This window comes from Protofrankia sp. BMG5.30 (assembly GCF_001983005.1).
GTDB classification, from domain to species: domain Bacteria; phylum Actinomycetota; class Actinomycetes; order Frankiales; family Frankiaceae; genus Protofrankia; species Protofrankia coriariae.
Map to the genome: position 1 here is coordinate 19,827 of NZ_MOME01000025.1, position 22,249 is coordinate 42,075.

17 protein-coding genes are annotated in these 22,249 nt (G+C 71.0%); 2 read left to right on the forward strand and 15 right to left on the reverse strand.

Going from position 1 to position 22,249, the window contains the following annotated elements; genetic code table 11:
• Nucleotides 1–63: 63 nt before the first annotated feature.
• The gene (locus BL254_RS15080) at nt 64–900 is read right to left on the reverse strand and encodes an ABC transporter permease (RefSeq protein WP_076843656.1); all 837 of its coding nucleotides are present in this window, start codon (nt 898–900) and stop codon (nt 64–66) included.
• The gene (locus tag BL254_RS15085; RefSeq protein ID WP_047223475.1) at nt 897–1,904 is read right to left on the reverse strand and encodes an ATP-binding cassette domain-containing protein; all 1,008 of its coding nucleotides are present in this window, start codon (nt 1,902–1,904) and stop codon (nt 897–899) included. The genes BL254_RS15080 and BL254_RS15085 overlap by 4 nt, the downstream gene beginning before the upstream one ends.
• Before the next feature lie 439 nt (nt 1,905–2,343).
• On the opposite strand from BL254_RS15085, the gene BL254_RS15090 reads away from it, so the two are divergent.
• Nucleotides 2,344–3,447: a cation diffusion facilitator family transporter gene (locus BL254_RS15090; protein ID WP_076843658.1), complete on the forward strand. Its 1,104-nt coding sequence runs from the start codon at nt 2,344–2,346 to the stop codon at nt 3,445–3,447.
• A gap of 46 nt (nt 3,448–3,493) precedes the next feature.
• Here the strand turns inward: BL254_RS15090 and BL254_RS15095 are convergent, their stop codons facing one another.
• The 13 genes from BL254_RS15095 to uvrC all read right to left on the reverse strand — a co-directional run bounded on the left by BL254_RS15095 (nt 3,494) and on the right by uvrC (nt 21,173).
• Nucleotides 3,494–4,054, reverse strand: coding sequence for a MerR family transcriptional regulator (locus BL254_RS15095; RefSeq protein ID WP_235433563.1), 561 nt, complete (start codon nt 4,052–4,054; stop codon nt 3,494–3,496).
• A 434-nt stretch (nt 4,055–4,488) separates the two neighbouring features.
• Nucleotides 4,489–4,974, reverse strand: a complete 486-nt coding sequence (locus tag BL254_RS15100) for a bifunctional nuclease family protein (RefSeq protein WP_076843660.1) — start codon at nt 4,972–4,974, stop codon at nt 4,489–4,491.
• A 320-nt stretch (nt 4,975–5,294) separates the two neighbouring features.
• Nucleotides 5,295–6,080: a MerR family transcriptional regulator gene (locus BL254_RS15105; RefSeq protein ID WP_076843662.1), complete on the reverse strand. Its 786-nt coding sequence runs from the start codon at nt 6,078–6,080 to the stop codon at nt 5,295–5,297.
• Between the two features lie 34 nt (nt 6,081–6,114).
• Nucleotides 6,115–6,666, reverse strand: a complete 552-nt coding sequence (locus BL254_RS15110; RefSeq protein WP_076843664.1) for an FHA domain-containing protein — start codon at nt 6,664–6,666, stop codon at nt 6,115–6,117.
• A gap of 324 nt (nt 6,667–6,990) precedes the next feature.
• Nucleotides 6,991–7,371 (reverse strand): glycine cleavage system protein GcvH, encoded by a 381-nt coding sequence (gene gcvH / locus BL254_RS15115; protein ID WP_047223470.1) that lies wholly within the window; start codon nt 7,369–7,371, stop codon nt 6,991–6,993.
• Nucleotides 7,372–7,567: 196 nt separating this feature from the next.
• Nucleotides 7,568–10,060: a mannose-1-phosphate guanyltransferase gene (locus tag BL254_RS15120; protein ID WP_076843728.1), complete on the reverse strand. Its 2,493-nt coding sequence runs from the start codon at nt 10,058–10,060 to the stop codon at nt 7,568–7,570.
• An 11-nt stretch (nt 10,061–10,071) separates the two neighbouring features.
• On the reverse strand, nt 10,072–10,737 hold the full coding sequence (locus tag BL254_RS15125; RefSeq protein WP_076843666.1) for a CDP-alcohol phosphatidyltransferase family protein: 666 nt from the start codon (nt 10,735–10,737) through the stop codon (nt 10,072–10,074).
• A gap of 93 nt (nt 10,738–10,830) precedes the next feature.
• A complete protein-coding gene (locus BL254_RS15130) occupies nt 10,831–11,832 on the reverse strand; it encodes a C40 family peptidase (RefSeq protein ID WP_076843668.1) in 1,002 nt (333 codons plus the stop codon).
• 648 nt (nt 11,833–12,480) lie between these two features.
• Nucleotides 12,481–15,285 (reverse strand): aconitate hydratase, encoded by a 2,805-nt coding sequence (locus BL254_RS15135; RefSeq protein WP_076843670.1) that lies wholly within the window; start codon nt 15,283–15,285, stop codon nt 12,481–12,483.
• Between the two features lie 506 nt (nt 15,286–15,791).
• Nucleotides 15,792–16,787: a DNA-binding protein WhiA gene (gene whiA / locus BL254_RS15140; protein ID WP_013873514.1), complete on the reverse strand. Its 996-nt coding sequence runs from the start codon at nt 16,785–16,787 to the stop codon at nt 15,792–15,794.
• The gene (yvcK, locus tag BL254_RS15145; protein WP_076843672.1) at nt 16,784–17,980 is read right to left on the reverse strand and encodes a uridine diphosphate-N-acetylglucosamine-binding protein YvcK; all 1,197 of its coding nucleotides are present in this window, start codon (nt 17,978–17,980) and stop codon (nt 16,784–16,786) included. Before yvcK ends, whiA begins: the two co-directional genes overlap by 4 nt.
• Nucleotides 17,977–18,849: an RNase adapter RapZ gene (gene rapZ / locus BL254_RS15150; RefSeq protein WP_076843674.1), complete on the reverse strand. Its 873-nt coding sequence runs from the start codon at nt 18,847–18,849 to the stop codon at nt 17,977–17,979. The genes yvcK and rapZ overlap by 4 nt, the downstream gene beginning before the upstream one ends.
• Complete coding sequence (uvrC, locus tag BL254_RS15155; protein ID WP_076843676.1) at nt 18,846–21,173, reverse strand: excinuclease ABC subunit UvrC; 2,328 nt, start codon at nt 21,171–21,173, stop codon at nt 18,846–18,848. The genes rapZ and uvrC overlap by 4 nt, the downstream gene beginning before the upstream one ends.
• 592 nt (nt 21,174–21,765) lie before the next feature.
• Between uvrC and BL254_RS15160 the strand changes: the two genes are divergently transcribed.
• On the forward strand, nt 21,766–22,179 hold the full coding sequence (locus BL254_RS15160) for an SsgA family sporulation/cell division regulator (RefSeq protein ID WP_013873510.1): 414 nt from the start codon (nt 21,766–21,768) through the stop codon (nt 22,177–22,179).
• Nucleotides 22,180–22,249: the final 70 nt, after the last annotated feature.

Here is a 22,249-nt window from a genome sequence, read left to right on the forward strand (position 1 = left end):
CGCGGTGTCGGCCCAGCCGACCAGGCCGGTCGGGCCGGCGGCCGGGCCGGTGACGTTGGCGGGTCAGCCGCCGGTGGACCGCCGGTAGGCCCGGATACACCATGGCACGAAGACGACGAGCATCCCAACACACCACGCCAGCGACTGGAGCAGCGCGGAGGCCACCGGGCCGCCGAGGAACAGCGCCCGCGTCGCGTCGATCGTCACGGTGATCGGCTGATGCTCGGCGAAGGCCTGCAGCCAGCCCGGCATCGTGCTGACCGGGACGAACGCGGAGCTGGCGAAGGTCAGCGGGAAGACCCAGATGAACCCGGCCGACTGCGYCGCCTCCGCGTTGCGCACCGACAGCCCGATCACCGCCGACACCCAGGCGAACGCGTAGGAGAACAGCAGCATGAGGGCGAAGCCGACCAGCACCGCGGGCACGGTCGTGTCACCGAAGCGGAACCCGACCGCGATCCCGACCAGCAGCATGATCGCGACTACGAACACGTTGCGGAACAGGTCCGAGAGGGTCCGGCCGGCCAGCAGTGCGCCCCGCGACATCGGCAGCGAGCGGAACCGGTCGATCAGGCCACGCTGGCGGTCCTCGGCGAGCCCGACACCCGTCACCATGCTGCCGAAGATCGCCGTCTGGATGAAGATCCCGGGCATCAGGAAGTCCACGTAGTCCACCCCGGGCCCGACGTTGATCGCGCCACCGAACACGTAGACGAACAGCAGCACGAACATCACCGGCTGGATCGTGGAGAACACCAGCAGCTCGGGCACCCGCCAGGTCTGGATCAGGTTGCGCCGGCAGACGACCCAGGCGTCCAGCAGCGACCAGACAAACCGGCTGCGGCCCTCGACCGGCCGGACCACGACGGCGGCGGCGCTGCCGCTGATGATGGTGCTCATGTCGTCACCAGCTCCTCGGTGGTGGTGCTCTCGTGCGGGCTCGTGGCCGTGCCCTCGTCGCGCGCGTGATGGCCGGTGAGTGCCAGGAAGACGTCGTCGAGGGTGGGCCGGTGCAGCGCGATGTCCTCGAGGGTCACGCCCACCTCGTCGACGCCGCGGACCATGTCCGGCAGCACGCCGGCACCGCGGTTCATCGGCGCGCTCAGCCGCCGACGGTCGGCGTCGACACTCACCTCGCCGGAGGCGAACCGTGCCAGCACGCCGCGCGCGGCGTCGACGTCCCCGCCCCGGGCGATCACGATGTCGAGACGGTCCCCGCCCACCTGCGACTTCAGGTCGTCGGCGGTGCCCTCCGCGATGACCCGGCCACCGTCGATCACCGAGATGCGCCGGGCCAGCTGGTCGGCCTCCTCCAGGTACTGCGTCGTCAGCAGGACGGTGGTGCCGTCCCGGACGAGTTCCTCGATGACCTCCCACATCTGGATCCGGCTGCGCGGGTCGAGCCCGGTCGTCGGTTCGTCGAGGAAGAGCATGGGCGGCGCGAGGATCAGGCTGGCGGCCAGGTCGAGCCGCCGGCGCATACCACCGGAATAGGTGCCGGCCTGTCGGCGGGCGGCGTCGGTGAGGTCGAAACGTTCCAGCAGGGTTTCGGCACGGGCCCGCGCCGAAACAACCGACAGCCGGTAGAGCCGGCCGAACATCTCCAGGTTCTCCTGGCCGGTGAGCCGTTCGTCGACGGCGGCGTACTGACCGGTGAGCCCGATTCGGGACCGCAGTTCACCCGCGCGTCGGCTGACGTCAAGACCGAGAACCTCGGCATGTCCGGAATCGGCACGCAACAAGGTGGTGAGAATTTTCACAGCGGTCGTCTTGCCGGCGCCGTTCGGACCGAGGACCGCATGTACTGTCCCGGTCGCCACGCTGAGATCCAGACCGGCGAGCGCGACGCTCGTGCCGAAGCGCTTGTGCAGGTCGTGCGCGAGTACCGCGGGTTTGTCAGACACAGTTGGCGATCGTACGGCACGCCACCGACAGGTCCGGGAACGGCGAAGTGACCTGCCGCTACGCGTGTACGGCGGCTCTCCCGGCCTACCCCGACCACTCGACGATCATTCAGCCGGGCGGCCGGCCGGGGCCGGCGCGAGACAGCGCGGACCGTCGACGGCGACGGGAACGGCGGTGGCGCCGGCGGCCGTGCGCACCGCGGGCACCGCTGCCGCCCGGGCATGTCACGGGCGGGAAGCCGTCCCGGCTGTGACATCCGGAGAAATCGCCCGCCCGGATGTGGGAAACGGACGGCGGGAAAACAGCGCCGCTTCCCGGAACACTGAATCCGATATCGACAGYCATTTTCAGCGCAAATGACGGGACCGGTTGAAGGAAGTAACGTTGAAAGTGGGGGCGGYCACGGCAGGACAGCGGCAGGCCAGGAAAGGAAGACCGGTGGCGGAGAATACCGGAACAGCGCACGGCCATGGCCGCGGCAGCGGCCGGCACACCGGCCACGGACACGACACTGGTCACAACACCGGCCACGGACACCGTGCCAGCCACTGGCGCGACACCGGTCACGGGCAGCACGCCGGTCACGGGCACGACGTCGCCGCGGACGCGGACCGACGCTGGCTGATGATCGCCCTCGGCGTCATCCTCGCCTACCTTGTCGTGGAGGTCGTCGTCGGCCTGCTCGCGCACTCCCTGGCGCTGCTGTCGGACGCGGCCCACATGCTCACCGACGCAGCGGCGATCATGCTGGCACTGGTGGCTCTGCGGGTCGCGGCACGGCCGGCCGGCGGCGCCTACACGTTCGGCCTGCGCCGGGTGGAGATCCTCTCCGCCCAGGTCAACGGGCTCACCCTGCTCCTGCTGGCCGGCTGGCTCACCGTCGAGGCGATCCGCCGGCTGTTCACCCCGGGTGATGTGGCCGGTGGGCCCGTGCTGGCCGTCGCGCTCGTCGGGGTAGCCGTCAACCTCGCCGCGGCCTGGGCGATGAGCCGGGCCAACCGGACGAGCCTGAACATCGACGGCGCCTTCCAGCACGTTCTCAGCGATCTCTACGCGTTCGTCGCCACCGCCGCCGYGGGCATGGTCGTTCTCGCCACCGGCTGGAAGCGCGCGGACACGATCGCCTCGCTGACCGTCGTCGTCCTCATGGTCAAAGCCGGTGCCGGCCTGCTGTACGCGTCCGGCCGGATCTTCCTCGAGGCTGCTCCCGACGGGGTCGACCCGGACGGCATCGGTGCCGCGATGGCCCGCCGGCCCGGTGTCAGCGAGGTCCACGACCTGCATATCTGGCAGATCACCTCCGGTGAGCCGGCGTTGTCCGCGCACGTGCTGGTGCAGCCTGACGCGGACTGCCACGCTGTTCGGGTCGGGATGCACGCCTGGCTGCGGGAGGACCATCACATCGACCACATCACCTTGCAGGTCGACCATCTGCCCACCGCGGCGCACCCCACGGCCGGGCGGCCTGACGACCCGCACTGTGCCGCGCCGCACGGCACCACGCACTACGCCGCGCGCCGCGCCGCCGCGAACCCACGCTGACCGCTGCGGATCATCATCGATGGCCGGCCGGCTGGCCGCGGGGCCGTCAGGCCGAGCTGCGCCGGCTGCGCCGGCTGGCCAGTTCGTCCCCGGGATGACCGACCGCTGTCGGCCCGGTGTGCCCGCGCTCGGGGCGTTCCGTCGGAAGCTGGGACAGCTGCCCGCGCATGTCCTGGACGGCCCGGCCGACCGCGATCGCGAAAACCCCCTGGCCGCCCTGGACGAGGTCGATGACCTGGTCGTCGGAGGTGCACTCGTACACGGTCGACCCGTCGCTGACCAGCGTGACCTGCGCCAGGTCCTCGATCCCGCGCAGGCGCAGGCAGTCGGCGGCGGCGCGGATGTTCTGCAGCGAGACCCCGGCCTCCAGCAGCTTGCGCACGACACGTAGGACCAGCACGTCCCGGAAGGAGTACAGCCGCTGGCTGCCCGACCCGGTGGCGCCGCGCACGCTCGGCACGACCAGGCCGGTACGGGCCCAGTAGTCGAGCTGCCGGTAGGTGATGCCCGCGGCCGCACACGCGGTAGGCCCCCGGTAACCGACATCGTCACCGGGCGGCAACGGAAGATCGTCCGGGAAGAGCTGCCCCTGTCCGATCATCGCCATCCGATCATCGCTGTCGTCGTCCCGTCCGCCAGCCAGTCACCCGGACTCGCTCAGCCGCCTCGACTCGACGGTAAGAGCCTCGGGCGATCCCATCAATGATCGTGATTGGCGTGTCTCGTGACAGACCCACAATGTTCCCAGATCAAGCCTTTGTGAGGATACAACCGCGCACGGCCACAGTGGTCAGCGAACCGTACGAATCGGCCGGGAAGCCTTTCGGCGGCCCGAGAACCAGGCGGCTGACAGGGCGTCCTGAYGCGCCCGCAGGCTCCTGGAACCTGACGACGGTCGACCCCGGACCGCCTGCCAGGCACGCTCGTACGGCCGACACACTGACGGCGCTCCCGTCCACGTCATGGTCTATACGGAAAGTCCCAGCATGTGACCTTCTGTACGGCCCGTCGGCCGGCGCGTCACAAGCTCGGACCCTGCCTTCAGGAGCCTGGCGTGTTGAAGTCCTCCGGTGAGATCGTGTCGAGGAACTCCCGGAACTTCTCCAGCTCGTTCTCCTGCTCCTGTTCCTGTTCCTCCGGCACGGTGATCCCGGCCTCGGCGAGCACGGACTCCTCGCCGTAGACCGGCGCCCCCATCCGCATCGCCAGTGCGATGGCGTCCGACGGCCGGGCCGAGACCTCGACCCCGTTGCCGAACACGAGTGTGGCGAAGAACACAYCGTCCTGCAGATCGTTGATGGTCACCCTGGTGAGCTCGGTCCGCAGGGCACGCAACACGTCACGCATCAGATCGTGCGTCATCGGGCGGGCGGTCGTGATGCCCTCCTGTGCGAAGGCTATGGCCGTCGCCTCCACCGCGCCGATCCAGATAGGCAGGTAACGCTCACCGCCGACCTCCTTCAACAGGACGATCGGCTGCTTCGACGGAAGCTCGACACGAACGCCGACGATGTCCAGCCGATGCACCGATCTACCTCCTCGCGCAGGTGGGCAGGACGGGATGATCCGACCGGAAACTGTAAACCGCCACCGGCTGACACTATCCCGGTCTCCGGACTTCGTCAGCGGCCCGACGCCTCCGACAAGATCTCCTACAAGATCCCCGATCAGATCCCCGACAGGGTCGGTCGCTGTCCGGACCTGCCACCCCAGTCAACAATAGGTGCCCGTACCTGGGCCGGCCCACGCAACCGACAGACGCCGCATCCCCGACCGGCGGTGTCACGTGCCGGCCCGGGGCGCCGCCGGGGACGTGACGTGCCCGGCCCGGAGCGCAGCCGGGCACGTCACGTGCCCGGCCCGGAGCGCAGCCGGGAGCGCAGCAAGGCCGCGTGCAGCCGCACGAGCAGCCCGGCGATCTCGTCCAGCGCCTCCTCTGCCCGCCCGCCGCTGAACGGGTCACGCTGCGCCCGCAGCGGTACCGTCACCTGCTCGACCAGCCCGGCCTCCCGGTCGGCGGCCACCCGCGACGGGCGCAGATGCCGAGGCTGGATGCCAAAGCCGCTCAGCGCGGCGAACGTCCGCGCGACAGCCAGCGCGTCCCCGTCGAAGTAGCTGCCCCCGGGACGGGGCGCGACCAGCCCGTACTGCTCGAGTTCGGTGAGTTCCTGCTCGCTGACACCGGCCGCGGCGAGCAGCTCCCGTCGTGACATCCGCACCTGCTCGCCGTTGTCGAGCAGGGCGTCGAGGGGGCTGGGTGACGGCGGCGCCACCGCACGTGGGCCGGGACGCTCCCGGGGGAGCAGCCCGCGGTCCAGCGAATCCAGCTCCTGCTTGATCACTCTCAGCGGCAGGAAACGCTCGCGCTGCGCCCCGAGGACGTAGCGCAGCCGGGCGACGTCGTCGGCGGAGTACTTACGGTAGTTCGCGCTCGTGCGAGCGGGGGTGACGAGCCCCTCCGCCTCCAGATAACGGATCTTGGACAGGGTCACGTCCGGGTAGTCCAGCCGCAGCTGGTCGAGGACCTCACCGATGGTGAGGGTCTTCGCGCTGGAGGCATCCGCCTGGCCCCGCGGCGTCCGCGCAGGCGCGGGCGCGGGCGCGGAACGGGCCGTGGCGCGGCCGGCGCTCATCGACGCGACCCTCGACTCACCGCGAACCGCCTGCTCACTGCGGGCCCCCGCCACCCGTCAACGGCACCGGCCCGGTCAGGAACACCAGCCGGAACTTGCCGATCTGCACCTCGTCGCCRCTGGAGAGCTCGGCGGAGTCGATCCGCTCACGATTGAGATAGGTGCCGTTGAGGCTGCYGACATCGCGTACCGCAAAGCCCTTGGTGTACGGCGAGCGGTGGAACTCGGCGTGGCGGCGTGAGACGGTCACGTCGTCGAGGAAGATGTCGCTTTCCGGATGGCGGCCGGCGGTGGTCAGATCGGCGTCCAGCAGGAAGCGGCTGCCCGCGTTGGGGCCGCGTTTGACGACGAGCAGACCGGAGCCGGGTGGCAGCGCGTCGACCGCGGCGACCGCGTCCCGCTCGCTCGACTCGTCGACGTGGTCACCCTCGACGCCCGACAGGGCGGCGGCGAGGTTGAGCGTGGAGGTCTGTTCGGCAGGCCGCTCCGGCGCGATGGGCTCACCTGGACGTACCAGCGGTGACCCGCACCGTGCACAGTACAGGGCATCGGTCGGGTTCTGCTGTCCGCACCTCGTGCAGAACACGGTCGCGTCTGCTTCCTGCCGGACCGCCGCGGACGCGGTTGGCCGGCCACTCGGGCCACCTCGCCTGGGGGTGGCGAAAACGTTCGTTGCCTCCTCAGAGCCACGCCCGTCCCCTCGTCCGGTAACGGCTCCGAGACCGGAACAGGCAACACCGACCGTGAGATCGCGGCCTCGTATCGCCTTCCCGGCGCACAACGAGGCTAGTGCATCAGGCCCACTGCCGCGAAAAGGGGAGCGGGAGAGCTATTCCGGCGTGGCGTCCGTAGCGTCAACGCGAACGACTGACRGCATTCCGTAGATGTTCCGTGGATGCTCCGTAGACCTTTACTGTGCTTTCACATGCTGGACGTACGCAGCGGCGTCCAGCAGTGACACGGTCGCGGACGTGTCGTCGACAGCCAGCTCGACCAGCCAGCCCTCCCCATAGGGATCGGAGTTGACCAGCTCGGGGGTGCTGTCGAGCACCTCGTTACGGGCGATCACCTCCCCTGAGACCGGAGCGTAGACATCGGAGACGCTCTTGGTCGACTCCACCTCTCCGAACGGCTGGCCGGCCTCCACCCGTTCCCCTACCGCTGGCAATGTCACAAAAACGATGTCGCCGAGAGCCTCCTGGGCGTAGGAGGTGATACCCACCCGCACGGTGGCCTCGTTCGCCCGGACCCACTCGTGCTCCCTGGTGTACTTCAGGTCCTCCGGGTACACGCGGGACTGCCTCCGATACTCCTCAAGGCCGCCGGCGACACGCGACGAACGCCCGTATCACCGATCAGCTCCAGACACTGCTGGACACCATGGCCGGCCAGCTACCCGGCGGGCCGAGCGTAGCGGGGCATCGCAAGCCGTCGCAATGCGGCACCGCGACACACCCACCTACATCCGGCACATCCCCGCGGAACAACTACGAAGATTCCCCCACCACGCCGCTCCAGCGCTGGAGGAGCTGGTCGGCGTCGGTGGTGGCGCTTCCCTCGGCCCACAGGTGGGTGACGGCTTCGGYCGGGTCGGGCAGCACCAGCACCCAGGAGCCGTCCGGCCGTATCACCCGGACACCGTCGGTGGTGTCGATCGTGCATCCCCCGTCGGGGTCGACCGATTCCACGATCCGGCGCATCACCGTCCCCTTGGTTGCCCACGGTGTCGCCACGGAACGGCGCAGGACGGAGACCGGTGGAATACGCGCGTCGATGGCGCTGAGGGTCAGCCTGGTCCGGGCGACCAGGGCGGCCAGCCTGACAAACGCGGCCAGGCCGTCGATCGCGGAGGCGAACTCGGGGACGACGAAGCCCCCGCGGCCGTCCGCGGCGAAGACGACGCCCGGGTCGGCCGCGGCCCGGGTCAGGTCTGCGGCGGACAGCGACGTCCGTCGCACCGTCAGCCCGTGGAAGCGGGTCACCTGGTCGGCGACCCGCGTGGTCGTCACCGGCAGCACGACCTCGGCCCCGCGGTTCTCGGCGGCGACCAGGTCGAGGAAGACCAGCAGCGCGCGCTCGTCATCGATCGGGTCACCCCGCTCGTCCACGATCGTGATCCGTTCGCCGATGTGGTCGAAGCGGACCCCGAACGCGGCCCGGGAGCTGGCCACCAGCTCGCCGAGCCGGTCCAGCGCGTGCCGGTGACGGGCATCGGGCGGATGGGTCTGGACGGTCTGGTCCAGCCGGCCGTTGACGGTGAGCGCGTCCACCCCGAGATGTCCCAGCAAGGTGGGCAGGACCAGCGCCGCCGTTCCCCCCGCCGCGTCGATCACGATCTTCAGGCCGGCCTCGGCCAGGCCGGAGGTGTCCACCCGGTCGAGCAGGTCCCGGGCGTAGCTGCCGGCGGTGCGGGCCGGGAAACGCAGCTCCCCGATCTCGTCGGGGAAGGCCCGCCGGAACTCCTGGCGGTTGACGACCCGGTCGAGCGTGCGCTGGACGGCGGGGGAAAGGTCGCTCCCCTCGGCGTCCAGGAAGATGATGTCGACGCGTTCGGCGYCCCCCGCGGTCGCGCGGATGACGACGCCGCCGGCCGCGTCGGAGGAACGGACGTCGAAGCGGACCAGCGGCATCGGCGCGACCTCCAGGTCCCGCACGTCGATCGCGCTGGCGGTCAGCGCGCTGGTCACCGCGCGTTTGAGCGCCCGGGCGGCCCGGGAGGTGTCCCGGGCGGTGGTCACCGTCGAGCCCTTGCGCAGGGTCGTGGCGTACGCGCTGCCGAGCCGGACCACCAGCTCCGGTGTGATCTCGACGTTGACCAGCCCCGACACCCCGCGGGGGCCGAACAGCGAACGCTGCCCCCGGGACTCCCAGATCACGCTGGTGTTGACGACCGCCCCGGCCTCGATCGTCTTGAACGGGTAGATCTTGACGTCGTGGGAGACGAACGCCTCCTCCTCGATCACGCACTCGTCCCCGATGACCGCGCCCTCCTCGACCCGCGCGGCCCGCAGCACGTCGGTGCTCTTGCCGATCACACAGCCGCGCAGGTGCGTCCGCGGCCCGATCTGGGCGTTGTCCTGGACCACCGCCCGGTGCAGGAAGGCACCGGACTTGACCATGACGTTGCTGCCGACAACGGTGAACTCACGCAGTTCGGCGCCGGCCTCGACCTTGGTGTAGTCGCCGACGACCAGCGGTCCGGCGAGCAGCGCGTCGGGGTGGACGTCGGCGTCCCGGCCGATCCACACCCCCGGCGAGACCTCGAACCCGCCGATGTCCACGTCGACCTTGCCGTCGAGCACGTCGGCCTGGACCCGCAGGAAGCTGTCGAGGGTACCGACGTCCTCCCAGTAGCCGGCGACGACGTGGCCGAACAGCGGTGCCCCGGCGGCGACGAGCTTCGGGAACACCTCACCGGACCAGTCCACCCGCTCGCCGGGGGGAACGTGGTCGAGAACCTCCGGCTCCATGACGTAGATGCCGGTGTTGACCGTGTCGGAGAACACCTGCCCCCAGGTCGGCTTCTCCAGGAAGCGGGCGATCCGGCCGTCGTCGGAGGTGATGACGATCCCGAACTCCAGCGGGTTCGGGACGGACTTGAGCGCGACGGTGACCAGCGCCCCGCTCTTGCGGTGGTGAGCCATCAGGGCGGTCAGGTCGATGTCGGTGAGCGCGTCCCCGCTGATCACCAGGAAGGGGTCGTGACGCAGCGCGTCCTGCGCGTTCTTGACGCTGCCAGCGGTCCCCAGCGGCGTGGTCTCGGTGGCGTACGACAGGCGCATCCCCAGCTCGTCGCCGTCACCGAAGTAGGCGCGGACGTGGGCGGCGAGGAACTGCAGGGTGACCACGGTCTCGTCGACCCCGTGCCGTCGCAGCAGCCGCAGCACATGCTCCATGATCGGCCGGTTGACGACGGGGAGCAGCGGTTTGGGCTGGTTGGCCGTTATCGGGCGCAGCCGGGTCCCCTCCCCGCCCGCCATGACGACGGCTCTCACCGGCCCACCTCCGCGTCCAGCCGACCGGCTTCCTCCGGCTGCCCCGGATCCCCGCGCGGGCGCAGCGGCGGCCGTGGGCCGCGGGCCGCCCGGACGAGCCGGCGCAACTGCACGCCGTAGAGGATCCCCGACCACCAGTACAGGGCCACGCCCCAGACGGCGAACGCCCAGCCGAACGGGCGGGATGCGGTGGCCAGCCAGCCGTCCCCGGCCGAGAGCAGCAGCAGCGGGAAGGCGTAGAGGAGGTTGAAGGTCGCGGCCTTGCCCAGGTAGTGCACGGGCAGCGCCGGACCGTACCCCAGCCGCCGCAGCACCGGTGGTATGGCGACCGCGATCAGGACGTCCCGGCCGACGAGCAGCGCCGCGAACCACCAGGGGACGATGTCACGCAGCGTAAGAGCAATGATCGTCGCGAAGATGTAGAGACGGTCGGCGAGCGGGTCGAGCAGGGTGCCCAGCCGACTGGTCTGCCCGAGTGCCCGGGCGAGCTTGCCGTCGAGGTAGTCGCTGACACCGGCAAAGGCGAGAACGCCGAGCGCCGCCCCGTCGGCGTGGGGTCCCAGCGCCAGCCACAGGAAGACGGGGACCCCGACCAGCCGCAGGGCGGAGAGCAGGTTCGGGATCGTGAGCACCCGGTCGGAGGGGGCTGCCGTAGCGGTCACGCTCGGCACCTCCTCTCCTGTAGGACAGCAGGGCGGTGACGCCGCCCACCGCACAGGGAGAAGGTTAGACGACGGGCGGCTGCCAGCCGTGCTCTACAGGAAACGTCCCACCCAGTAGGTGCTGGTGTAGATGGGCTGGAGATTGATCGTCCGCCCGGTCTGGGGAGCGGCCCACATGTAGCCGTTGCCCGCGTAGATGCCCATGTGCGTGATGTTGTCCGGCGAGCCGAAGAAGATCAGGTCGCCGGGCTGCTTGGCCGCCTTGGGGATGCGGATGGAGGCGTCGAACTGCTGCTGCGCCGTCCGGGGGAGATATCGGCCGAGCTGCTTGAACACGTACTGCGAGTACCCGGAGCAGTCGAAGGCGTTGGGGCCGGCCGCGCCGTAGACGTAGGGCTTGCCCTTCTGCAGCGAGGCGAGGTAGACGATCTTCTGGCCGATGGAGCTGCCCGGGATGACCGTGGGGGTCGTCGTCGACCTGCCGGTGGTCGAACCGGCGGCCGAACTGGAGGTCRTGGGGCTGCGCACCGTGACGGTGGTCGCGCTGGCCAGTGACGGGCGCAGGGCGTTGGTGCCGTCGAACACCGCGGTCAGYGTCGTGGTGGACAGCAGCCGCGTGCTGATCTTCGCGGTTCCGCTGGCGTCGGTCTGTAGCTGGGCGGTGGTGGTCCACTGCGGCCCGTTCGCCACCGCGATCCGGATCCGCTGGTTGCTGACGGGTTGGTTGGTGCCGATCTGGGTGGCGCGGACGGTGAAGACGACGGGGGCGTCCGGTGCGATGGCCGTACGGTCCGGGACGATCGACACCTCGGTGAGGGTCGGATCCGGGTCGCCGATCCGGCTGGCCAGCCCGACGGCGGACGCGGCCAGGGTACTTGCGCGCGACCCGCCGCCGATCACCGAGGCGGCGGCGGTGTCGGTGGTGGCGGCGGGCTCCAACGAGGCGTTGCCACCCGGGCCCGGCATCGTCGCGGCAAAGCCCGCGGTCGACGCGGCCAGGGTCCCGGTCGTGACCGCGGCGATGGTGGCGACCCGGCGGGACTGTGGGCTCAGCCAGATCCGGCGGTACAGGGATTCGTGATCGGCCTCGTCCACCGATGCCTGATCACGATGGCGACCGCGACCAGCGGATTCCCCGCTCGCGGGGAAGCGGATCACGCCACGTGGGAGCAACACGTGTTCCTTCCCGTACGCCCGCAAGGCACCGCGATCCCTGACTTTCGAACCATGACGTGGACATGGTTCGGCGACGATTCGGGGGCAAATCGTCAGGATCGGGGGCCTCACTCCTACCTTTGACTACTCGGAGGGGACATCGGATCAGGGCAGGACTGGGCGTTTCGATCCGACGTGTGTCTTCTGGGGGACAGAGACACTGGGCTGGCGCTGGTCTCTGGGGTGCGCTGGTGCTGTGTCAAACGATATCGGGTGGCACACATGGGGACGCAACACCCCCAAAGCAAACAGTCCGGCACATTCATCTCATGATCCGGCGTAGTCCTGGTATTGATGATCGTGTTCGGTTGGGCGTTCCTCCCGGCGCTCTCCGTGAGGGGAACGGCCCGCCACCGCCCGGACGGGCTCTGACCCCCGGCCGGGCGGCCGGGGCGAACGCGCAAAGGCCGCCGAGAGCCTCTGCAAGCACTCTCGGCGGCCTTGTCGCACCGGTCCCGGCACCCGTTCGCCCGCCCCCGCCCGCGCCGGCGCGCGGTGACAGCCCGGGCCCCGTTGCCCGGTCGCGTGCTACTGGACCAGCAGCGAACGCAGAACGTAGGGCAGGATGCCGCCGTTGCGGTAGTACTCCGCCTCCCCCGGCGTGTCGATGCGCACGACCGCGTCGAAACGCCTGTCGTCCGCCTGGACGGTGAGGGTGGCGGTCCGCTCGTCGACGTCCGCGAGCCCGACGATGGTGAACGTCYCCTCCCCGGTCAGGCCGAACGAGGTGACCGACTCCCCGGGCGGGAACTGCAGCGGCAGGACCCCCATCCCGATCAGGTTGGAGCGGTGGATGCGCTCGTACGACTCGGCGATCACGGCGCGGACACCGAGCAGTGCCGTGCCCTTGGCCGCCCAGTCACGCGACGAGCCCGAGCCGTACTCCTTGCCGGCGAGGATGACCAGCGGCACCTCGGCGGCGGCGTACTTCTGCGCCGCATCGTAGATCGCCAACTGCTCGCCGTCGGGCAGGTAGCGGGTGACCCCGCCCTCGACGCCGGGCACGAGCCGGTTGCGCAGCCGGATGTTGGCGAACGTCCCGCGGATCATCACCTCGTGGTTGCCCCGGCGGGAGCCGTAGGAGTTGAAGTCCTTCGGGTCGACCCCGTGCTCGACGAGATAGCGACCGGCCGGCGAGTCCCGCTTGATGGAGCCGGCGGGTGAGATGTGGTCGGTGGTCACCGAGTCGCCCAGCAGCGCCAGCACCCGGGCGCCGACGATGTCCGGGCGCGGCGCCGGCGTCGCCGAGATCCCCTCGAAGTACGGGGGGTGGCGGACGTAGGTCGAGTCAGGGGCCCAGGCGAAGGTCTGGGAGACCTCGCCCCCGTCGCCGGTGGGCAGCGACTGCCACTGCTTGTCCCCGGTGAGGTCGCCGTAGTCCTCGGTGAACATCTCCGAGCGGATCGCGTCGCCGACCACCTCGGCGACCTCGGCCTCGCTCGGCCAGATGTCCCGCAGGTAGACCGGGTTGCCGGCGCTGTCGGTGCCGAGCGGGTCGCTGGTCAGGTCGATGTCCATCGTGCCGGCCAGCGCGTAGGCGACGACCAGCGGCGGGGACGCCAGGTAGTTCATCTTGACGTCCGGATTGATCCGGCCCTCGAAGTTGCGGTTGCCGGACAGGACGCTGACCACCGCCAGGTCACCGTCGTTCACACCCTGGCTGATCTCCTCCTGCAGCGGGCCGGAGTTGCCGATGCAGGTGGTGCACCCGTACCCGACCAGGTTGAAGCCGAGTTTGTCCAGGTACGGGGTGAGCCCGGCGCGCTCGTAGTAGTCCATGACGACCTTGGAGCCCGGGGCGAGGGTGGTCTTGACCCACGGCCTGCGGGTCAGGCCGCGCTCGACGGCGTTGCGGGCCAGGATCGCCGCGCCGATCATCACCTGCGGGTTGGAGGTGTTCGTACACGAGGTGATCGCGGCGATCGCGACCGCGCCGTGGTCGATTTCGAAGCTGGTGCCGTCCGCGAGCGTCACCCGGGTCGGGCTGGACGGGCGGTCGGCGACGTCACCGGCGACACCGTTGGACGACACGGGCGCGTCGCCGGCCTTGTCCGCGAACGCGGCCGCGGGGTCGCTGGCGGGGAAGGACTCGGCGCTGGCCTCGTCCGCGCCACCGTTGACCAGCGCGGCCGGGGCGGTCGCGGAGGAGCCGGCGTAGTCCGTAAGCGCCGTGCGGAAGGCGGTCTTGGCGGTACGCAGGGGCACTCTGTCCTGCGGGCGCCGCGGCCCGGCCAGCGACGGCTCGATCGTGGACAGGTCGAGCTCAAGGGTGGTCGTGTACACCGGCTCGTGGCCGGGATCGTGCCACAGCCCCTGCTCCTTGGTGTAGGCCTCGACCAGGTCGATCTGCTCCTGGGGACGGCCGGTCAGCCGCAGGTAGGCCAGCGTCTCCGCGTCCACCGGGAAGATCGCGCAGGTCGAGCCGTACTCGGGGCTCATGTTGCCGATGGTGGCCCGGTTCGCCAGCGGGACGTTGCCCACGCCCTCGCCGTAGAACTCGACGAAACGGCCGACCACACCGTGCTGGCGCAGCTTCTCGGTGATGGTGAGGACCAGGTCGGTGGCGGTGGTGCCGGGGACGAGCTCGCCGGTGAGCTTGAAGCCGACCACGGTCGGGATGAGCATGCTGACCGGCTGGCCGAGCATGGCGGCCTCGGCCTCGATGCCACCGACACCCCAGCCGAGCACCCCGAGCCCGTTGATCATCGTGGTGTGGCTGTCGGTGCCGACCAGCGTGTCCGGGTAGGCCAGCCGACCGTCGGGGGTGTCCCTGGTGAAGACCACCCGGGCGAGGTACTCCAGGTTGACCTGGTGGACGATCCCGGTGTTCGGCGGGACGACGGTGAAGTTGTCGAAGGCCGCCTGGCCCCACCGCAAGAACTGGTAGCGCTCACGGTTGCGGCCGAACTCCAGCTCGGCGTTGCGGRCGAAGGCGTCCGCGCGGCCGAAGACGTCCGCGATGATCGAGTGGTCGATCACCAGCTCGGCGGGCGCCAGCGGATTGATCTTCGCCGGATCCCCGCCGAGGGCCACCATGGCCTCGCGCATGGCGGCGAGGTCGACCACGCACGGCACCCCGGTGAAGTCCTGCATGATCACCCGAGCCGGTGTGAACTGGATCTCCTGGCTCGGTTCGGCGGCCGGGTCCCAGGACGCGARCGCGTTGACATGATCGGCCGTGATGTTGGCACCGTCCTCGGTGCGCAGCAGGTTCTCCAGCAGGACGCGCAGGCTGTAGGGCAGCCGGTCGGCTCCGGGCACCGCGTCCAGCCGGCGGATCGTATACGTATGGTCACCGACTTTGAGATGACCTGTGCTGCCGAAGCTGTCCATATCTCCTCCTTGCCGCGTTCCCTCGCGGACCATCCTGGCGTGTGCCGGGCCTTTCGGGCCTGCGTCAGAGAGAAGAAGCATGCTCTCACCGACGTGGTCAGGGCCCGCGGGGCCGACGGTTGCGCGGGCGGAGCCGATGAGCGCGCCCCGCCGGCCGGCCGGCAGCTCCCTCCAGCCGGTCGCTGCTTTTCCGATCGTTGCCACCGGTCGTCATCCGACCGCCACCTGACTGCCGCCCAGGTGCCACCTTGCTGTCACCTGGTTGTCACCCGATTGCCACGACATCGTTATCTGGCTGCCACCTGGTAGCCGTCCGGTGGCCGTCTAGTTGCCGTCTGATCGCCGCGCCGCCGTCCGACCGCCCCATCCGGCCATCCCGGCGGAGACGGTAATATCCCTTTTACTTAGTATTGCTAAGGATATACCAGCCGGCACCGCTGACGCGTCGAGCTCCGCATCCGCGACAGCACGGAAAGACCATGATCGCGTAGTTGGTGGCCCGTTCGCTAGGCGTTCTCGAGAAGATCCGGAGAGACACTCGCCTCGGTGTTCGGCAGCCCGAGCGCGTGCGCCCGCTTGTCCGCCAGCGCGAGCAGCCGCCGGATACGGCCGGCCACCGCGTCCTTGGTCAACGGCGGGTCCGCGAGCGCGCCCAGCTCCTCCAGGGACGCCTGTGCGTGCTCCAGACGCAGCCGGCCGGCCGCGAGCAGATGACCGGGCGCGTCGTCCCCCAGGATCTTCAACGCCGCCTGGACCCGGGCCCCGGCCGCCACCGCCGCCCGGGCGGAACGGCGCAGGTTGGCGTCGTCGAAGTTCGCCAGGCGGTTCGCGGTCGCCCGCACCTCCCGGCGCATCCGACGCTCCTCCCAGGCCAGCAGGCTGTCGTGGGCGCCGATCTTCGTCAGCAGCGCGCTGATCGCGTCCCCATCCCGGATCACCACCCGGTCCACCCCGCGCACGTCCCGGCTCTTGGCCGCCACCCCCAGCCGCCGGGCCGCGCCGACCAGCGCGAGCGCCGCCTCCGGCCCCGGCGAAGTGATCTCCAGCGAGCACGACCGGCCCGGCTCGGTCAACGAGCCGTGCGCCAGGAACGCCCCGCGCCACGCCGCCGCGGCATCACAGGACGCGCCCGTGACGACCTGCGGCGGCAGCCCGCGCACCGGCCGGCCCCGCTGGTCGAGCAGCCCGGTCGACCGGGCGAGCTGCTCACCGTCGCGTTCCACCCGGACGATGTAACGCACCGACCGGCGCAGCCCGCCGGCGGCGAGCACCGCGATACCGGACGGGAAGCCGAAGACCTCGGCGATCTCCCGGCGCAGCCGCCGCGCGGTGGCACCCGCGTCGAGCTCGGCCTCGACGACGATACGACCGCGCACGATGTGCAGCCCGCCGCCGAAACGCAGCAGCGCGGCCATCTCCGCGCGGCGACAACACGGCTTGGCCACCCGCAACCGGCTGAGCTCGTCCTTGACGGTGGCGGTCATTGCAGCCACACGAATCATTCCTCACCTTCACGCGACCGGCCGGCGGTGGCGGGGCCACCGCGCGTCCCACCGGTCGATGCCGCCTCGTCGCTGACAAGCTCGTCGTTCCCGACCGGCCGCCCRGCGCCTGCCCGCGCGCCACCGGACGCGGCGCCGGTCGAGGGCCCGTGGCCCGATCGGAAGATCCCTGTTCTTCCTGCATGCTCTTCCCGCCCCGGCTGCCCCGGTCGTGCCGGCCGGCTGCCCGGCGTCAGCCCGAACACCGTCTCGAACGCGGTGGCCAGCCGTCGGGGGTCGTGCCGCGGTTCGCCGGGATGGGCGACGGGCACCAGGTGCAGCCGCGCCCCCAGCCCGGCCGAGGCGTGGGCGAGCGCGACCGGGTCGGGCACCGCGTCGGGATCGGCGATCACCACGTCGAGGGCCAGCTCCGGCGCGTGCGTCCCGATGACCCGCAGGTGCTCCTCCGGCGGGTAGCCCTCGGTCTCACCCGGCTGCGGCACCAGGTTGAGCACCATGACCCGGCGGGCCGGCGAGCCGAGCAGCCGGTCGGTGATCTCGGGCACCAGCAGGTGGGGCAGCACGCTGGTGTAGAGCGACCCCGGGCCGAACACGATCCACTCGGCGGTGTCGATCGCGGTGAGCACCTGCGGGCAGGCAGCGGGCTTGGCCGGCTGCAGACACAGGCTCACCACCCGCCCGGCCGTGGTGGCCACCGCCGCCTGGCCGCGGACCTCCACCGTGGCGTGCGGGTCGGCCGGATCGAGGCCGGCGACCCGGGCGACGATGTCGATGCCGTCGTCGGACAGCGGCAGTACCCGGCCGGCCACCCCCAGCAGCCTGCCGGCCAGGTCGAGCGCGTCCACCGGGGAGCCGTGCCGCTCGGCGAGCGCGGTGAGCACCAGGTTGCCGACGGCGTGCCCGGCCAGCGGCCCGTCCCCGCCGAACCGGTGCTGGAACAGCTCCGCCCAGGTGGACGACCAGGTGTCCGGGCCGGCCAGGGCGGCCAACGCCATCCGCAGGTCGCCCATGGGCAGCGCGCCGAACTCGGCCCGCAGCCGACCCGACGAACCCCCGTCATCACCCACAGTCACAACCGCGGTGAGATGGTGGGTGATGCGCCGCAGCGCCCGCAGGGACGCGGCCAGCCCGTGCCCCCCGCCAAAGGCCACCACCGCGGGGCCGGGCAGCGGCGCCTGATCGATGACGGTCACTCGCGCCCCAGGTCACGGTGCACCACCCGGACGCCGACGCCGTCCCCGGCGAGCCGCCCGGCGAGCTGTTCGGCCACTGCCACACTGCGGTGCTTGCCGCCGGTACAGCCCACCGCGAGCGTCAGATACCGCTTGCCCTCACGCACATATCCCTCCCCCACCAGCCGCAGCAGCGCCGCGTACTGTTCGACGAACTCCTCCGCCCCGGGTTGCTCGAGGACGTAGTCACGCACCTGCGGGTCACGGCCGGTGTACGGCCGCAGTTCCGCCACCCAGTGGGGGTTCGGCAGGAACCGGCAGTYGGCCACCAGGTCGGCGTCGAGYGGAAGACCGTACTTGTAGCCGAAAGAGACCACCGTCGCGGCCAGCCTGGTCCCCGACGGCTGGCCGAACGCCGCGTCGATCTTCGCGCGCAGCTCGTGGACGTTGAGGTCGGTGGTGTCCAGCACCAGGTCGGACTCGCCGCGCAGCTGCGCCAGTAACGTGCGCTCGCGGCTGATGCCGTCGACCACCCGGCCGTCGCCCTGCAGCGGATGCGGCCGGCGGACATGGTCGAACCGGCGCACCAGCGTCTCGTCCGCAGCCTCCAGGAACAGCACCCGCGGGTGCATGCCGCGGGCGGAGTGCGCGTCCAGGGTCGCGCGCAGGTCGGAGAAGAACGCCCGGCCGCGGACGTCCACGACCACCGCGATGCGGTTGACCGCGCCCTGGGAACGCAGCCCGAGCTCGGTCATGGTGGCCAGCAGCGCCGGCGGCAGGTTGTCCACGACGAACCAGCCGAGATCCTCCAGACACTTGGCCGCGGTGCTGCGGCCGGCTCCGGACAGCCCGGTGATGATGGCGAGCTCGAGTGGCGCGGCGGAGGTCATGTGGGAACACCCCGTGTCTGTGTGGCGTCGGGACCGGGGTCAGGGGCGGTGGCGCGGGCGGTAGTGGATGGCGCGGGGGTGCCTGCCTGGGTCACGGATGGCGGGGCATCCGCACTGTCCAGGATCTCTCCGGTGGACGGGTCGACCGCGCCCGGGGTGGCGTCCGCGCCGCCGGGGCTGGTGGGAGCGAGCGCGTCCACGATCGCCCGGGCCGTGTGCCGGCCGATGCCCGGCACCTCGGCGATCTGCTCGACGGTGGCCTGCCGGATCCGCGCGAGCGAGCCGAAGGCACGCAGCAGCGCCTTGCGGCGGGTCTCCCCGAGGCCGGGAATGTCGTCGAGGGCCGAACGGACCATGCTCTTCGAGCGCTTCTGCCGGTGGTAGGTGATCGCGAACCGGTGCGCCTCGTCCCGGATCCGCTGCAGCAGGTACAGCGCCTCGCTGGTGCGGGGCAGGATCACCGGATCCTCCTCGTCCGGCAGCCAGACCTCCTCCAGGCGCTTGGCCAGCCCGCACAGGGCGACCCCGCCAGGGCCGCTGTCGATGCCGAGCGCGTCGAGGGCCCGGCGCGCCGCGGCGACCTGCGGTGGGCCACCGTCGACGACGACGAGGTTCGGGGGGTAGGCGAAGCGCCGCGGCCGGCCGGTGGTGGGGTCCAGCGCGGCGCTGGCAGCCTCTGGCGTCGTGCCGGGGGACCCTGCCCCGGCTGCCGGCCCGGCCGGCGTGGCCGCCTCAGGGGAGCCCGGCAGCGCCGGTGCGCCCGACGGGTCCGGGGCGTCGGCGCCGCCGACGGGATCCTCGAGGTCCGGCAGGCCCGCGAACTCCCCGGTCCGGGCCTTCTCGGCGAGGTACCGGCCGAACCGCCTGGTGATCGTCTCGTGCATGCTCGCGACGTCGTCCTGCCCGTCGACCCCGCGGATGGCGAACCGCCGGTACTCCGACTTGCGCGGCAGCCCGTCCTCGAAGACGACCATGCTGGCGACGACCTCGGTGCCCTGCAGGTTGGAGATGTCGAACGACTCGATCCGCAGCGGCGGGTCGGCGAGGCCCAGGGCGTCGGAAAGCTCCGACAGCGCCCGGCTGCGGGCGGAGAGGTCGCTGGYCCGCCGCATGCGGTGCAGGGCGAACGCCTGCCTGGCGTTGTGCTCGACGGTCTCCATCAGGGTGCGCTTGTCCCCGCGCCGGGGGACCCGCAGGTCGACCCGGCCGCCGCGGGCGATGCCGAGCAGGTCCGCGACCACCTCCGCGTCCGGTGGCAGCTGCGGGACGAGCACCTCCCGCGGGATCTCGTTCGTCACCCCGGTGCCCACCCGGCCCGCGCCCGCGGACGACGCCCCGGCCCCGGCCCCGGCGCTGGCGCTGGCGCTGGCAGGAGAGGCGCCCGTGCTGTCGGAGAGGTACTCCTGGGTGAGGAACTGCTCGACCAGCTCCCCCGTCGTCAGGTCCTCGATCTTGTCCACGACCCAGCCGCGCTGGCCCCGGACCCGCCCGTCGCGGACGTAGAAGATCTGCACGGCGGCCTCGAGCTCGTCCTGGGCGAACGCGACGACGTCGGCGTCGGTGCCGTCGGGCAGGACGACCGCCTGTTTCTCCATCGCCCGGCGCAGCGCGCCGATGTCGTCGCGCAGCCGGGCCGCCTGTTCGTAGCGCTGCTCGGCCGCGGCCTCGCCCATCTCGCGCTCGAGCCGGCGGATGTAGCGGCCGGTCTGACCCGACATGAAGTCGCAGAAATCCTCGACGATGCGGCGGTGCTCGGCGGCGTCGACCCGGCCGACGCACGGCGCCGAGCAGCGGTCGATGTAGCCGAGCAGGCAGGGACGGCCGATGCGGGCGGCCTGTTTGAACACCCCCGTGCTGCACGTGCGCGCCGGAAAGACGCGCAGGAGCAGGTCGAGCGTCTCCCTGATGGCCCACGCGTGGGCGTAGGGGCCGAAGTAGCGGACGCCGGGGCGCTTGGCGCCGCGCATCACCTGCAGGCGCGGGAACTGCTCGTACAGGGTGACGGCGAGGCTCGGGTAGCTCTTGTCGTCCCGGTATCGGACGTTGAAGCGGGGATCAAACTCCTTGATCCACGTGTACTCGAGCTGAAGGGCCTCGACCTCGGTCGATACGACGGTCCAGTCGACCGAACTCGCGGTCGTCACCATGTGCTGGGTGCGGGGGTGCCGGTTGTGGATGTCGGTGAAGTAGTTCGACAACCGGGCGCGCAGGTTCTTCGCCTTGCCCACGTAGACCACCCGGCCGTGCTCGTCGAAGAACCGGTACACCCCCGGGGTCTCCGGAACCGATCCCGGCGCGGGACGGTAGGACGCCGGATCAGCCATGAACCGAGCCTACGGCGAGCCGGATCGGCACAGAACAACACCTCCACGTAACCATTTCACCACGCTGAGCACTTAACCGTGCGGGGTGGCCGTGACCTGGGGCGCGAGCACGCCCGGCGGTGAACGCGGGCAGGCATATCTCACAGCTCGCGGACACCCGCTCACCGCGCCCGGCGGGAAGCGGTGTAAGGGTCCATGCTCGAAGACCATGAGCGGTGTGCGAAGCATGATCCGTCGGACGCTCGGTGGCGGATGGGTGTGGTGGGCCGGACGTGGGCGCGCTTCCGGCCGGCCGGGGGAAGCCTGGTTGGTGAGGCACGGCCAGCAGGGCGAAGCGCGGCCGGCGGAACAGGGCCGATATGATCGACGGAGCCGGCCGGCCCTGTACGGCCGGCGGAGCCGACAGACGCCTTCCCCACGACATCGAGATGACGACCTCCCCGGCCAGGGTCCCGCAGTGTCGGCGCCGGCCTTGTCCCGGCTGGTCCCGAACAGGTCCCGCCACGCTTTCCGGGTGGCGTCTTGCCTGACTGGCTGTCACCCTCGATACCGCGGTGCACAGCGTCGCAGGACGACGAAGGAGGCACGACGGATGCAGGTGGAGGACGTGACCACCGAGTTGGTCGTCGATGACGCACCTTCCCGCGGGCGGCTGACCGTGCTGCAGGTGAACTGGCGACGGGCCGACCCGCTCGCGGTGACGTTGGAGCTCATCTCCCGACCTGATCACCCCGCGCTGCCCCGCGGGACGTGGGTGGTCCTGCGTGACGCGCTGCGGGCCGGGCTGGACGTGCCCACCGGCACCGGCGACGTGCGGATCACCCCCGAACCCGAGCGTGGTTGTATCCGTCTCGATCTGACCGCTGGTGAGCTGCACTCCGCCGTCCGGCTGAGCATGGACGCCGCCCGGGCGTTCCTCGACGCGACCGAACGGGTCGTTCCCCGCGGGCAGGAACGCGCCGCCGAGGAGTTGGACGCAGTCCTCGCGAACCTGCTGGAGAACTGATCCCCCGTCCCCCGACGGAGCCCTCCCCGCCAGCCGCCCGTGACCTCGCGGGCGGCTGGCGGCGGGCCCG